Source organism: Frigoribacterium sp. PhB118, from assembly GCF_003751725.1.
GTDB lineage: Bacteria > Actinomycetota > Actinomycetes > Actinomycetales > Microbacteriaceae > Frigoribacterium.
In genome coordinates this window covers 360,961-374,946 of sequence record NZ_RKID01000002.1, presented here as the reverse complement: position 1 = coordinate 374,946, position 13,986 = coordinate 360,961, and the positions used below count along the sequence as shown (strand labels likewise).

General features: G+C 61.0%; 13 protein-coding genes. 6 read left to right on the top strand and 7 right to left on the bottom strand.

Translation table 11 applies throughout. The annotated features are described in order from the left end of the window. The first annotated feature begins 255 nt into the window (after positions 1 to 255). Complete coding sequence (locus EDF21_RS08795; RefSeq protein ID WP_123571091.1) at positions 256 to 1,749, top strand: hypothetical protein; 1,494 nt, start codon at positions 256 to 258, stop codon at positions 1,747 to 1,749. A gap of 73 nt (positions 1,750 to 1,822) precedes the next feature. Next, the gene (locus tag EDF21_RS08790) at positions 1,823 to 2,677 is read left to right on the top strand and encodes a DNA adenine methylase (RefSeq protein ID WP_123571090.1); all 855 of its coding nucleotides are present in this window, start codon (positions 1,823 to 1,825) and stop codon (positions 2,675 to 2,677) included. A gap of 114 nt (positions 2,678 to 2,791) precedes the next feature. On the opposite strand, the gene EDF21_RS08785 is transcribed toward EDF21_RS08790, so the two are convergent. Further along, entirely contained in the window at positions 2,792 to 3,169 is a 378-nt protein-coding gene (locus tag EDF21_RS08785) for a hypothetical protein (RefSeq protein WP_123571089.1), read from the bottom strand. Positions 3,170 to 3,432: 263 nt separating this feature from the next. On the opposite strand from EDF21_RS08785, the gene EDF21_RS16725 reads away from it, so the two are divergent. Together EDF21_RS16725 and EDF21_RS08780 are read left to right on the top strand one after the other, a co-directional pair. Then, a complete protein-coding gene (locus EDF21_RS16725) occupies positions 3,433 to 3,609 on the top strand; it encodes a hypothetical protein (RefSeq protein ID WP_158612894.1) in 177 nt (58 codons plus the stop codon). Positions 3,610 to 3,809: 200 nt separating this feature from the next. Then, entirely contained in the window at positions 3,810 to 4,100 is a 291-nt protein-coding gene (locus tag EDF21_RS08780; protein WP_370274459.1) for a recombinase family protein, read from the top strand. A gap of 85 nt (positions 4,101 to 4,185) precedes the next feature. Here the strand turns inward: EDF21_RS08780 and EDF21_RS08775 are convergent, their stop codons facing one another. From EDF21_RS08775 to EDF21_RS16495, 6 genes are all read right to left on the bottom strand, one after another. After that, positions 4,186 to 4,785 carry a hypothetical protein gene (locus EDF21_RS08775; RefSeq protein WP_148053676.1) on the bottom strand — a complete coding sequence of 200 codons (600 nt, stop codon included), beginning with the start codon at positions 4,783 to 4,785 and terminating at the stop codon, positions 4,186 to 4,188. Further along, on the bottom strand, positions 4,782 to 5,900 hold the full coding sequence (locus tag EDF21_RS08770; RefSeq protein ID WP_158612893.1) for an XRE family transcriptional regulator: 1,119 nt from the start codon (positions 5,898 to 5,900) through the stop codon (positions 4,782 to 4,784). Before EDF21_RS08770 ends, EDF21_RS08775 begins: the two co-directional genes overlap by 4 nt. 659 nt (positions 5,901 to 6,559) lie before the next feature. Further along, positions 6,560 to 7,009 (bottom strand): hypothetical protein, encoded by a 450-nt coding sequence (locus tag EDF21_RS16500; protein WP_148053675.1) that lies wholly within the window; start codon positions 7,007 to 7,009, stop codon positions 6,560 to 6,562. Positions 7,010 to 7,348: 339 nt separating this feature from the next. Continuing rightward, positions 7,349 to 7,876 (bottom strand): GntR family transcriptional regulator, encoded by a 528-nt coding sequence (locus EDF21_RS08765; RefSeq protein ID WP_233568432.1) that lies wholly within the window; start codon positions 7,874 to 7,876, stop codon positions 7,349 to 7,351. 844 nt (positions 7,877 to 8,720) lie between these two features. Next, positions 8,721 to 9,398, bottom strand: coding sequence for a hypothetical protein (locus EDF21_RS08760; protein ID WP_148053674.1), 678 nt, complete (start codon positions 9,396 to 9,398; stop codon positions 8,721 to 8,723). Between the two features lie 266 nt (positions 9,399 to 9,664). Beyond that, positions 9,665 to 10,099, bottom strand: a complete 435-nt coding sequence (locus EDF21_RS16495; RefSeq protein WP_148053673.1) for a hypothetical protein — start codon at positions 10,097 to 10,099, stop codon at positions 9,665 to 9,667. A 974-nt stretch (positions 10,100 to 11,073) separates the two neighbouring features. On the opposite strand from EDF21_RS16495, the gene EDF21_RS08755 reads away from it, so the two are divergent. Together EDF21_RS08755 and EDF21_RS08750 are read left to right on the top strand one after the other, a co-directional pair. Continuing rightward, on the top strand, positions 11,074 to 11,907 hold the full coding sequence (locus tag EDF21_RS08755; protein ID WP_123571083.1) for a TnsA-like heteromeric transposase endonuclease subunit: 834 nt from the start codon (positions 11,074 to 11,076) through the stop codon (positions 11,905 to 11,907). Continuing rightward, complete coding sequence (locus EDF21_RS08750; protein WP_123571082.1) at positions 11,900 to 13,939, top strand: Mu transposase C-terminal domain-containing protein; 2,040 nt, start codon at positions 11,900 to 11,902, stop codon at positions 13,937 to 13,939. Before EDF21_RS08755 ends, EDF21_RS08750 begins: the two co-directional genes overlap by 8 nt. Positions 13,940 to 13,986 lie beyond the last annotated feature (47 nt).

Below are 13,986 nucleotides of genomic sequence, written 5' to 3'. Positions count from 1 at the left end.
TAATTGGTCTTTTGGTAGCTGTAATCGCGTTTCAACGGAAGGTCGTTCAACTGGCCGCCTGCCCCGCGGCGCGTGAATGCCATGCAAAGGACTGGCGAACGCAGTCGACAACTTGCGCGATGATTCATCTTGGGTTCTGAGTGTTGGTCATGAGGCCGAGGGTGGATCGCGCCGCAATTTGGGTGTTGACCGCGCCGGGTGCATTGCCGTAAGTCGCTGAACTCGTCATCAACGAATTAGAGGGGAACTCGTTCAATGGCTGAGCGGAAAATAGTTGAGTGGGACCAACTTCTTGACTTGGTGCTTGACGAGGACAACCCTCGTCACGAACCAACGAGCGACCGGGCTGAGATCATTCGGCAGATGGTGCTTCGCGAGAGCGTCCTTCCCCTTGCCCGCGACATTGTTGAGGTTGGCCTCAGTCCTCTGGAGTCATTCGGTGGCATGCAAGACGGTGACCACATCGTCATTTTGGAGGGTAACCGCCGCCTGACGGCCCTACTGCTTCTGCATGATCCTTCTCTTGCTCCTGTGAAGGAAAGGCCGGCGTTCGTCGCGATGGCTAAAACCTTCGATCCGATGACCGTGACGATTGAAGTCACGGTGCTGCCCAACCGTGCGGAAGCTAACAAGTGGATCACGCGCAAGCACCAAGGGGCTTTTGGAGGCGTCGGACCGCGGGAGTGGGACGCCGTTCAGAAGGCCCGCTTCGCGGGCGAAAGTTCCGGAAACGCTCTTGCTTTGAGCATTCTCGAGTATGCGGAAGAACACGGAGTCATCACTGCGGAGCAGAGGGCCGGCCGCATTTTGACTACCGTCACCCGTTACGTATCGAACCGTGAGGTCCGCGAAGACGGGTTTGGCATCACGACTGGGCGAGACAACGCGGACTTCGAGCTCTCTGTCCCTGAGTCGGTCTTCCGAAAGCGGCTCAGCAAGTTCTTCCTTGATTTGTTCGACAAGGAGAGCTCAGTCGGATCTAGAACGAAGGCCAAGGAGCGCGCTGCGTACGCGCGCGAAACCTTGAGCAAGATTGGCGTCGATACCACGGCGCCGGAAGCGCCAGCGAGTGACAACGGTGGCACCCAGGGTGACGGAGACGAAACAAACAACGAGGGCCATGCACAGGGCGATGGCCGTGATCCGGCAGGTAGACGAGAGAACGCACCCAAAGCGAGTGCAGAGTCGCGGGCTGAGGATTCAGCTGAGGACTTGACGCCCGAGGGCGAAGAGGGCGAAGGGTCGGAAGCCGGTGACGGAGCCGAGTTGAAGCCGACAACAAGGGCGAAACAAGCCTCGCGGAAATACTTCCTTGTGGACGCTCACCGGTTCACCACCCCCAACTCCAAGATCCAACGCATCGTCGAGGAGCTCGCTGTTACCGACAAGAAGCATCCGCTAGGGGCTGCGCTGCTCGCCCGCGTTCTCATCGAGGCGTCGTTCTTCACCTACGCCGAACGAACGACAGGGAGACAATTCGGTGCGAACGACAGCTCCCACGTGGTCATTAAGGACACGTTGGAGGACCTCAGAAAGTCTCAGACATCTGGGGTGGAACTCCTGAATAGAGACCAGAGACAGGCACTCGATCTCTTCAAGACGTACATAACCGACAAAAAGTACGTCCTTAGCCCCTTCTATCTCGGGGCCGTAGCCCACGGTCAAGCCTTTCCCGATTGGGACCACCTCATCAACAAGTGGGACGAGGTGGAGCCGATTGTGGCTTACGTCAGCAACCGCGCCGAGTGATCTCCGCGGGCTGGCCATGAGCGCTCGAGTTCGTTAACCTCAGCTCAGGATCACAACGGCAAGGACCCCCGTATTGGCAACCACCTTCACCCCCCTTCGGTATCCGGGCGGCAAGTCGGCCCTTCGCGGGCTGGCAAGCCGCATATTGGCGGACAACGACTTGCGACGAGCCACGTACACCGAGCCCTACGCCGGGGGTGCCGGCCTCGCCTTGTCACTCTTGTTCGATGGGGAAGCGAGAAGGCTTGTTCTCAATGACCTTGATCCGGCCATTTGGTCATTCTGGAATGCGACCCTGACGCAGACGGACGACCTTGTAGCGAAGATTCGGTCGACCGAAGTCACGATGGACGAGTGGCATAAACAGCATGAGGCTTACCGATCTGCCGAACGCGGCAGTGTCGAGCTTGCCTACGCCACCTTCTTTCTCAACAGAACGAACCGATCAGGCGTCATCACTGGTGGAGTCATTGGCGGCAAGAACCAAACTGGTGACTACAAACTCGACTGCCGGTTCAATCATGCCGATCTCATCTCAAAGATCGAAAGGATCGGGCGATACCGATCGAGCATTGAGCTGCACAACCTAGACGGCGAGCAGTTCCTTTCGCAGCTTGATGGGGACCGGGGGCGACAAGTGTTCTTCATCGATCCGCCCTATTTCCATAAGGGATCGGGTCTTTACGCGAACTTCTACGACGCTGACGATCACGCCTCGCTTGCTCGCACAATCCAGCAGCTCACAGACCCGTGGGTACTTACCTACGACTGGACGCCCGAAATACTTGCCCTCTACGAAGGCTTCGATAGACACCGCTTCGACATCACCTACAGTGCCGCCATCAAGCGAGTCGGCCAGGAGCTGATGGTCTCTAGCCGCGGTCTAAATGTTCTAGACGCACTCGAAGCCCGTGCGGCGGCCGCCTGAGAGACAAGCGTTGCTTGCACGAGAAGGGCGCAGTCGGCGACGGCGGCAGAAGCGAGAGCGCTCGATAGCCGATCGTCCCGCGGGCTCGGCCAAATGTCTCGACTAGTCGCAGGGTCAGCCGGTTGGTAGCTGCACCACATTGACGAGCACTCTCATGCTTTCTGGGGTGGCGTAAACCGCCGCGGCGTTCGTGGGCCGCAGGTCGATCACTTTTTCCACATCGCTCCAAGACGAGTAGACGACATTTTCGTACGCCCGAAGAGGCTGCGGACGGTTCGGGACGGTCGTAGAGATGTCGATCGTCACGTTCACCTCCCCCTCACTACTTGGTGCCCGCGAGGCGTCGAGTTCGACGTCGATACGAGCGGCGGGGAGCCCTTCGCCGGCCCAACCGTTGATCTCGACGCTCCGCACGCTGATGTGTTCAACGTTCACGTCCACGGTGACGGGGAAGGTTGCGTCGGTTTGCCGGTTCAGTCCTGTGATCTGCATGCAGAGACCCTAACGTCGGTGTCTCTCGGACAGGGGCTCGACCGCTTCGTCGCCCCGGCAAGGGATTTCCAAGCAGCAAGACCGCAAACAATGGTTTACGGACCGCGGGTGATCTGCTTGGCTCTCTTGATATGACAGCTCGTCGGGGCAATCCCCTGAAAACCTTCCAGAACAGAGACGACTTCTACGCCGCATACCCGGAGCTGGCAGATGGTTGGGGTGACGTGAAAAAGGCCCCGGGGAGCGCTCCCCTCGGACTGGACGTGGACAACGACGACGACTCCCTGGTCACTCTCTGCACCCCCGAGAAACAAGCCAGTGCGCTGCCAATCAGCGGCGTGACCGGCGTGGCGACCGAATACGACCACAAGACCGGCGAGATCCACGTGCTTGCCGAGGACATCACCCACGCCGCCGCGGAGCAGCGCTTCAAGCCCTAGTGGTGCGGAACCGATCGATTACGGGTGGACTCGGCCGGAGGTCGAATCTAACGGCCAGAAACGGTGACCTGTTCGAAACGGGGTTTCGAACAGGTCCGGGTTTCTGGTAAGCCCGCGTGCCGGGGTGCCCGTTCGACGGTCGTTCATCGGGACACCTCCTCGGGCCTGTTTCGGCCGGGTGAGGCCAAGCGCCGCCTGGCCTGCGGATTTGCGTATACCTGTCCCGCAACGCCCGCGTCTCGACCTCGGGACAGGATCTCGCAGCACAACGTGACGGTCTTGTAGCGCTCGGTGTTGACGATCAACACGTGCAGGTTGACCAGGGCCTCTCGGACACGACTCGAGCCCGGCCGGGACTCCGGGAGGCGCTGGCAGCGTGCCGTGCCGGCGACTTATTGGTCGTAGTCGGTCCAGCCGTGCGCTCTCGTCTCGACGCGGCCCCCGAGGTCCGCCTGGATGCCTTCGATCAGTGCCTTGACCTTCTCGTCTGACTTCGCGGCGGCGACCACGCGGGGCGGTTACCCAGGCTTGGATTTGGGTCGCGTCGAAGGCGATGGCTCGTATATGCCGCTGGTTTCAGCGCACCCCTTCGCAGTGCCGGCACGTGCACCCTGGACGCATCATGTTGTCGGGTTGCCAGCCCTCTACATAGGTTTGTGCGAAGAACGACTCGCCCGAGGTAATTCCTAGGTACATCCCTGTCGCTAGGAGGTCGTCCACAACCCTGACCGTCTTCTCCCGGTCGTAGCCTGGTAGGTGCAGGTGAGCCTGGAGGACGACCCAAAGCGTCATTCGAACCGTGATCTTGTGTGCAGCCGCCTCCTTGCGGCCGGCGCCGTCATCCAGAACAGCAAGCATGCCGCGGTGTTTGGCGACGGCGATGACAGCACACTCGCCCAGGTCACTGGTTCCAATGGTTGCGAGATTGGCCTTCGCCTCTATCTGGGTATCAGCCTCGGGCTCGAGCAACACTGCGAGCTTAACCCAGTCCATATCCTTGATGTCGGGGATTCCTTGATACTCATTCCTGCCAGCGCTGACTTCAAAGCCGACACTGTCTGGCACCACCAGCACACCTGTGGGTGCAAGTAGTTTGAGAATCTCCAGGTGCCCCGCTCGTGCTATATGAGTGAACGCCGAGGTATCGATTACCCACTGCAGCGTCCAAGGGTTCACCCTCTGTCCCCGGCGAGCATCGTTCTCAGGTCAGCCATCGTGGTGTCGTCCTGCGGTGGGAGGTCGTCTTTGACCAGCGTGCCTCGCAGGACCTCGAGCGTGCGCTCAGCGGTGAGCTCACCGCACGTGTAACTCTTCAGGACTCTGGCTTTAAATCCTGACGAGACCCACGGGTACGGCAACTTCTGTGCCACGGTGTAGCCCAGCCTCGCGAACTCACCCCCGACGGGTGTGTGCTCGCTCAGCTCGCGATGCGCATGGCCGTCGATGAGCTCGAGGTTGCGCAGCTGACTGACTGCAGCGCTCCAGCTCACCTGGAAGACCGCTGCGATGCTGATGGCGCGGTCTCGCGTGCTGAGAGCCTGCTTCTTGTTCCAGAGCTTGGTGACCCCGACCCTCGGTGCCAGCAAGTGGATCGAGAGGCTGCCAAGCATCTTCTCCGCGTCCTGCGACACCTCTTTGTCATAGGCGTCACCGGTAAGCCAGTGCCCAAGCTCGTGAGTCATAGTCATGCGGCGACGCCCTGAGGGGGCACGACCGTTTATAACGGCTACGCCGAGCTGGTTGTCGTCCTCGCCCACCTCGACCACCGCGCCATCGGGGCCGTTCTCGCCCAGGTCCGCAGCGAAGGCGATCATGCCGAAATGCTCAGCGAGCGCTCCGACGTCGTCCACTGGCTCGACCAACGAGAGGCCAGCCTGCTCGCGGATTTGCTGCGCCTTGCGCTCGGCGTCCTCGTGCGAGGTCGGGACCCGTAGCCATGCCGCACTGCCGCGCGAACAACCCGTGAGAACACTCCGCTGTAGCAACGTGGCCACGTCGGACGAGAACCACCGCAGCTCCCCGTCGAGCTGCGCGGTGCTCTCGTGCGCCTGCGCACTGTCGGTACGACGGCTCACCACCGCCGGCACCTCCGAGGCCAGGAAGTACGACAGCGGCTTGCCCAGTGCCTCGGCTATGCCCAGCATCTCGACGACGCCGACCTTGCGTCTGCCTTTCTCGATGTCCCCGATCGCGAAGCGATCAAGGCCGATGGCCTCACCGATGGCCCCCTGGCTGATGGCTCTCCGCTCGCGGAGCATCTTGATCTGAACACCCAGTGCCGTCTGATCCATGTGTGAGATTTTCCCACACTCGCCTCGCTGCTGCATGTGGGTCTTCTCGCACATGCTTCGGCCGGCGGCGTAAGCATGCCCTTGTGAACGGCGGCACCTCCTATCTGGGCGCGCTTGTCTGGGCCATGACCTAAACCCGGATAGAAACGGGGAGCAGTACACCTGACCCACCTGCCTGTTGTGCCGTCGCGCTAAACCGGTGGAACCGTTTGCGTTGTAGACCCCCTACAAGTAGGCCGCCAGTGCCAATAGCCGTTCGTTCATCGCTCGCTGGTATTGCGTAGGCGGCACTGGGCCGTTGAGGACTTCAACCGTCTGACGGGTGTCGCTGGGTCGCCGTGGTTCGGGCCGCGGCGACTCAGCAGGGCGAAGCGGCGTTGCTTTGCCGGGCCTCCACCTCGGCCGCAGCTAGGGATCTGCGGGTGCGTGGTGCACGGGTGGAGACGCTTAGATGAGCCAGCCCATGGCTGCTCGAGGGTCCGTGGTCGGCAGGCGTGCTCGGCGTCCGGACACGTGGAGTTCGACGGTCGTTTACAGACTCTCTGATGGTTCACGCGGTTTCGAAGGTGTCCCCGCAATCGCTCTCCGACACGGGAGGCCAGACTGCCGGACACAAACCTGGCGTGTTCCGATCCAATGACGACGCATCCAATGGACCGTCATCTACGCTCACGAGAATCACGAATGGATCTGACGCGTCGAGCGTGACGCCCACCTACTGGCCTCTTGGGATGGCCGACCGGACGATGACTTTTGTCTGGAGGGTTCACGCGACTTGCGTCTGTCGTCGGATAGACCGCCGACCTGACCGCGACAAGACTGATTACTGTCGGCAACACGAATGCAAGGACGAACAGGAACCCGAAAGAAACCCGTAATTCCTCGCGGATTCCCATTTGATAGAGAATCCATCCTTCTATCCCGACGAGATAGACGGCGAGGCTGCTGATAAACCAGAACTGGGACGATTTACTCACGACGCGACTGTGGGACAGGATCGCTAGACCAGCGACAGCAATCAGCAAGACCGGCACAATCTGGGACAGGGTCGAGAGCATGAGGTCCGTGGCGTGCCAGGGCCATGGTGACTGATCAAAGGTGATGTTCACGCCAATGTCTCCTGTCCCCGCTGGAGCTGGCTCAGAGAGAGCTTGACTGGCTTGCGTTGGTACCTGCGGCGGCTGCATGGGTTTCAGTATTCATGTCAAATCGACCTCATCCCCATCGAGCGGCGTATTCGATCACCAGGCTTCAAACTTTGCGCGAAGGCCGCTTAGAGATCTGGCTCTGCCATACATGCCGCAACCCCATAGTTGTGGGGACGGTCTTTCAGGTCGCGACCGGCTCCTTCCGGGCACTTGGGCGCGTCCACTTGTACCTGCAGGAAGGGCGGGTTGGTCCAACGCCTTGGCTAGTGCCCTCGGGGTGGGGCCCGTTTTAGGCCGTACCTAACCCGCGAGACCTTCCGCGAGCTCGTTCGCGACGGCTAGGAGGGCATCCCAGTCATACGAGTCGACTTCGCGGGGGCGGAGGAAGTTCACGCGGATTCGCAGCGGTTCCTCGGTACCGACGAAAAGGGCGTTCCCAGAGGCTTTCGCGAGCTCACCTTGGACGTCCAAGAGGGCTCCCGGCCCGTCGAGGTCGTGGGCCTTGAGTTGCGTCTTCACAGATGCGATCGAGCCCAACAGCGTTCTGCGGGTTGCGGCGTCGAGGTTGCCCGAGCCCCATTCCCTCGCCAGCGTGTGGAGGCCGGCGAGGAATTGAGCGGCTTCGGCGTAAACGATGTCGTCTCGGGCGGCGACCCGGGTGAAACGATTAGCCTCGATGTCGACCAGGCCGTACGTCTGCAGTTGGGCGATGGCTTCACGCACAGGGGTGCGTGAGACGCCGAGCCACTTGACGAGTTGATCATCGTTTAGGCGCTCACCCGGCTCGAGGGTGCCGTCGACAATAGCGGCGAGCATCTTCTCGAACACAACTTCGCGGAGGAGTCGGCGAGGGGCGGCATCAGGGTTTGAGGTGGGAATGGGAATACAGCCAGTCTCTCACATCCAAGGTCTGGTATTCCAGTGCTGATCGCGGCGTGTACCGCGGGATCGCCAACGACGCCCTTGGTGGCTCTGTCAGACGCTGCTGACGACTGTCCGTTCATGATCGCGAAGATGGCACGACGATATGCATACACCTCGAGAAGACCGGCCTTCCACTCCTCGTGGAGCTTGGCCAGGTTCCTTGTTGGATCGGGTGTCGGCCGGAACAGTTCGTACGGGGGTCTCGCCGCTCCTGATCCTCGTATGACTCTGGATCGTTCCGAGGCAGATCGGGAGAGGCCTCTGGAGCTGGCACAGGGGCAGGCAGGACGGGATTGCTCAGAGCGCGCGTGAGGAATTCTGCTCGCTCAGCAGCTGAAATATGGCCTTGGTCGCTCGCCTGGCTAAGCGCTCGAACAAGCTCCGGTGACCCCGGGAGTCGGGCGAGCAGCTCGAGCGCCTCGTCGCGGCTTTGCGGGTCGGGCTCGCTGAGCTTCTGCGTGATCGTGGCGACGTAGCCGGGGCGTTCGGAGTGCAGGTCCCCCACAAAGGTGTTCGCGTCACGTGATTGCCACTCATGTGTCCAGCGAGGCGCTGGATGCGAAGCCGTGTCGGCCACGGGCCACCTTCGTACATGGTGCTCAGTGTGCGGGCGAGATCGGTTCGGGCGGGGATCGGGAGATCCTGCAACAGGTCCTCGCACCACACCAGGACGTACTCGGTCAGGGAACTGGGAAGGCCTCGACTGTCGGACACGTCTGCACCTTCTCTCGGGTCGCGAGCACACTATCTAGGTGAGCCAGGGTGACATGACGATGTCCGTCACCCGTCTCACGTCGCCTCCATCTCGCAACCAAGCCACGGGGGTCTTGTTCCCTTCGCCGTAGAGGTCTTCTTGGGGTGTGCCCATGAGGCCGGCCAGGACGATCCAGCTCTGCTCCGAGCTCGCGGCTGCGATCACCTCCGCTAGTCCCGGCAGGAGCTTGCCGGGCGATGACAGGCTGAGCTGCCACTCGGGAAACCGGAGCCGGCCCGAGATCTCAACGGCGTAGAGCCGACCGTCAGCGACGGCGGTGGTGACCTCGTCCTCACTCCAGTGCAGAAACCCGGCAATCGCCTTGAGCGAGAGGGTTCCTGCGAGGCTCGAAAACCACGACTCAACGACCCGCAGTTGCAGGCTTCCGCGTGCGACGGATCGCCGAGCGGCGTCGTACTCAGTGGCCGAGAAGCGACCCGAGGCGATTAGGAAGGCCCGGTCGCTGTCGTCATCGGGTTCAGGCTTCAGCAGCGGCTCGATGGACAACAGCTTCTCGATCAGTGCGTCTATGAAGTAGTCCGCATCGTTGCCCAGCCGCCCGATTGCCTGGGCGAGTCGACGCACGGCGTCATCGGATGCAGCGCCGACTGGTGCGTTCTTGTCAGTTTTCGACACCGCGTTCTGCGCGTTGGATGAGGGTGAGTCCGTCATGGGCAGAGGCTGCCACAAGACAGCGACAATCCGAACGTCGAGGCCCACAGCAGGCCTCTGAGACATGTTCTGATCGCTGGCTACCGGGCTCGTGGCCCGGTTCGAGGCCTGCCGCGGACGACCCGAGTCTGCTCGAAAACGAGCACATGCATCACGACGACGAAGTACGAAATCTGCGATTTGGCTCGGGCGGGCGGTTTCTGCGAATGAGCTGTGACAAGGAGAAAGCAAGCAAGGGCAACGCCTGCGCCGACCGAATCACCGCTTCAGGACATCAAGAAGCCACCGAGGATGTCCACGAGCAGCTCGACGTCGCCGCCTCGAAGGAGCCACTCCGCGGGAGTCAGCTGAACTCCGTTTAGGTAAGCGTCCTGTTGGCGGGTGTTCATGAATCCGGCAATGCTCGATGGATGCATATCGTTATCGAAGGCCCGGACTAACTGCGCCAGGTCCGGGAGTACGGGCTCATCTCGGTCTCCGGTGAATTGCCACGTCGGGTAACGCAGCTCTCCATCGATGACAAAAGCGAAGAGGTCGCCGGGGAAGAATGCGGTGCTCCTGGGGGAGAGGCCTAGGCGGCTCGCGGCATCACGTGCCGTAGTGGCTCCGTCAAGGCCTTCTCGTTCTGTTCGTCGCTCCAGGCGGGCTAGATCACCTCGGACTACGCGAGCCTGTGCGTCGTTCCACTGCTCGAGGGTCATTGCCCCAGACGTGACGGCAAAGGGTTCCTGCTCCTCCGTGAGGCCACTGGGTTGCGGTGCTCCAACGCTCGGGCGATGTCCAAAATCGAACCCGCCGGCGTGGACTATTACTCGAGCCACCGTGGATCACCTCCCTGTTCGTAATGACTTCGGGCTTGCCGCGCGTTCCACCTGGGCGGCTGATGGCGCTCGGCGGCTGGATGCGGTTCTGCTCGTTTTCGAGTAAGACTGTGGGTGCCGTCACGCCCGATGGCGGCCCAAGTGACTTGCGGAGATGCCCATGGCTAATATGACTTTGGAGCACACCAAGCGGCGGTCTACGTTGACCGTCTTGAACGCGACTTGCCGGTCGCGTCCAGTGCTCGTCATAACCGAAGAAGCCACCCCAGATTCGAGCGAGTTTCGCGTCGGATCATTTCACCTGCCCGTGGGTGATGCAAGGGCCGTTCCGATGCCTCCTCGATGATCGGAACTTCACTGTGACTTCCTCTCCTTCCCGCCGGCCTCTCGGTGCACCCCCCAAGGTTGTGACCGACGAAGCTCGCGCTGCTGCGGTGATGAGCCAACTGCAAGCCGCAGACGATGAGATTCGCGAGGCTACTCGACGCCGCTTGCTTCTTGCGCGAGAGGCAAACGATCTTGGTTTGACGATGACGAAGATCGGCAGTGCCCTGGGCGTGAGCAACGTTGCCGTCTCAAATTGGATACGAGCGGCACGGGAAATAACCGACGATCGAGACGAATGATCTTGAAAGACAACTTGACTTAACTTGACATTGAATTAGTCTGCGGGGATGCATCCGGACCTTTCATCCCCCCAGCCGACTAGCGCGCCGTCAGCCGCCAAAGGTCCTCGACCCGTGTCCTTGCAAGTGGGCAAGACCAGCCGCCATGAAACAAGGCGACACTGACCTTGCGAACGTTTGACGATTTAGTCCTAGTTCAAATCCGCGGCAAATCGGGTCCGGGGAACGATGACTGAGGAGTCGGCGCCGTCTCCTGCAGGTCTGGGTCTTAAAGCCCCGGTCGGTATTCCACCCCGCAACAAGAGCTCGCTGTCATGGTCGGCTGTGCCGGTCAATGAGCTACGAACCGGAGCCTGGGTTCAGTTTCGTCCCAAGAGAGACACCTCGATAAGCAAGCCACTGACCGACTTGCAGGCGAGCGATCTCCTGGACGTCTATCCGGCGAGAGAGCCGGCCAACTACAAAGGCCGCAGGCCCACAACGGGCGCCTTCTGGTCATCCACGATGCAAGACATCGTTCTCTACGAGTCGCTACTTGAGCGTGAAACCGTCATGATGGCGGACTTTGACCCTCGGGTACTTCACGTCATTTCTCAGCCCTTTCGGCTGACGGCACTCGTGGGTGGCAAAGTCAGAACCCACACGCCGGACTATGCGCTCCTAGGAATCGACGCGGCCGTCGACGTCCTGAACTGCAAACCCGAACACCTATTGACTGATCCAAAGGTCGAGGAACTCCACGCGTGGGTGCACAGAGCAATAACCCAGGCTGGTCTTCGCCATCGGGTCGTATCGGAGTTACCCCAGCCAAGATCCACAAATCTGGCCTTCTTGTCGCACATGCGCAATCCCCGCTGGCGCTCGGGTCTCCCGCTTGACGTAGTCGCTGCTGCAGCGGAACAGCCAGTGGCCATCGACGCTCTCGTAAAAGCGATGGCTCCCGACCTTGCTCCCGAAATCTCACTGTCCTGTGTCAGAGCCCTCCTATGGCTGCAGATTCTGGTGACAGATCTCGACACCGCCTTGTCCGGGGCCTCGATTGTCAGGCTTTCGGATGCCTGACGCGCTTGCGCTGATCATTGCGATCGGAAGCACGGTCGTACACCGCGGCCAGAACTGGAAGATTGAGTCGCTCAGCCAAGGCAAGGCGGTCATCACTCGTCGCAACAAAATGCCCGTGGAAATGGATCTCGGTGAGCTAGTGGCTGCTCAGCCACAGGAACACCGGACAGCAGCAGCTCGTCGCCTGAAATACGCTCAGAGCTTCACGACGTTCGACATGATGCCAGCCGACGTCCAATCAGCTGCAGCCGATCGGGCCGGGCACATCCGTGAACTCGAAACCGGCTACCGGTCGGGAACAGCCGCTGTCGCCCTGGCCCACGAACCGCGCGACGAATACAACCCATCTCTCGTGCCGCAGCTAGGCAAACGGCAAGCGGCAAAAGCCACTGAACTCGGCATCTCGCAACGCTCGGTACGCGCCTGGTGTGACGAGTTCCGCAAGGGCGGAGAGCCAGCTCTCACCCGCCAATCCAGATTCCGGCCACGAGTGTCATTCCCAAGTGTGGACCCACGTCTCATCGCCGAAGTCAAAGCCATCGTGGCCGAGGCAAAAACAGAGACGCGACCCGTGACAAGCGTGCTGATCGCGGCCGCCTTCGCGAATCTCCCCGATGTTCCCAGGCCTTCAATGCCGACTATGTACCGCCTGGTGAACGAGTGCCAGAGTGGTTCTGGAATGCAAGCCGGCATCTCCAAGACGAGAGCCAGCATCAACGCCCGCCCGTCAAAACGAAACAACCACCGACACCTGATCTACCCAGGCCAAGTAGTCCAGCTGGACACCACAGTTCTCGATGTCTTCTGCGTCGATCCCGATGGTGGCCAACCGTTCCGCCCTGAGCTGACTGTCGCGATCGACCAGTACACCCGATGCATCCTGGCGATGGTCATCGCCCGAACCACCACATCGGCGCACGTCGCGAGCCTCATAGCCGAGATCCTCCAGCCGAAACCGCTCGACCCCGCTTGGCCGGGCAATCCTGTCTGGCCCTATCACGGTGTGCCAGATGCAGTGCTCTACACGGCTCACGATGAGCAGCCCCGATTTGGGCCCGTGGTCACGCCCGAGACGATCGTCGTGGACAACGGCAAAGTCTTCACCGGGAAAGAACTGAAACGGCTCGCCGCTCTGATCGGTTTCAGCCTCGAACCGACCCGACCTGCAAGCGGCTTCTCCAAAGCACAGGTGGAACGCTTCTTCGGAACCATGACCCGCGGAGCTCTCGCGCCCCTCCGCGGATATGTCGGAGGAGGGACAGAATCCACCCTCGGAGACCCCGCCTCCCAAGCCTTCTTCACCCCGACCGAAGTCCTCGAGTACCTGCGTCAATGGGTAGCGACCGTCTACCACTTGACACCGCAGAAAGACCTCTTTCCCCCAAACAACGAATTCGGCGGCCGATCGCCCTTTCAGATGTACGACGTGGGCATAGCCACCAGCGGCTTCGTCCGCGCTCCCGCCGACGTCAACCTTCGCTTCCAGATCCTTCCCTCGCAGCTGAGAGACATCCGGCACGGACCCATTCGTCTCAATAACCGGAAGTACAACGCCCCAGTCTTACGCGACTTCGCAGGCCGGAAGAGCGCCTACCCGGGAGGTAAGTGGCCCATCCACTGGGACACCAACGACATCAAAACCGTCTGGCTTCAAGACGACGATCACAACTTCCATCCCGTGCCCTGGACCGAGGGCGTGGACCTCCCCGCACCGTTCTCAGACATCGCTCGAAAAATTGTCGATGAGCAGCGCCGTTCCGTCCTCAGCGACCTGCAAACCAGAACGGAAGGCCAGGCGGACCTCCTCAAGTTCAACCGCTACGTCACCGACAGCGTTTACCCGTCTCCGAAGCCGAAGAAGGCAAAGAGGGCGCCCACAAAGCGGCACGTCGAAGCCGCCGCAGACTTCACGACCGCAAAAGGCAAGAGCGTCGTCGAGACGCTCCAGCACAGTGGCGTGGGCAAGGAGGAGCAGCCGCTTCCTCCGGGATTTGATCAAGTCGCTGGCTACCAGACGGGCTCCAAGACGTGACGCCAAATTTGGCAAAGGCCCGGCTAGGCCTTCCTCCTGATCCCCGT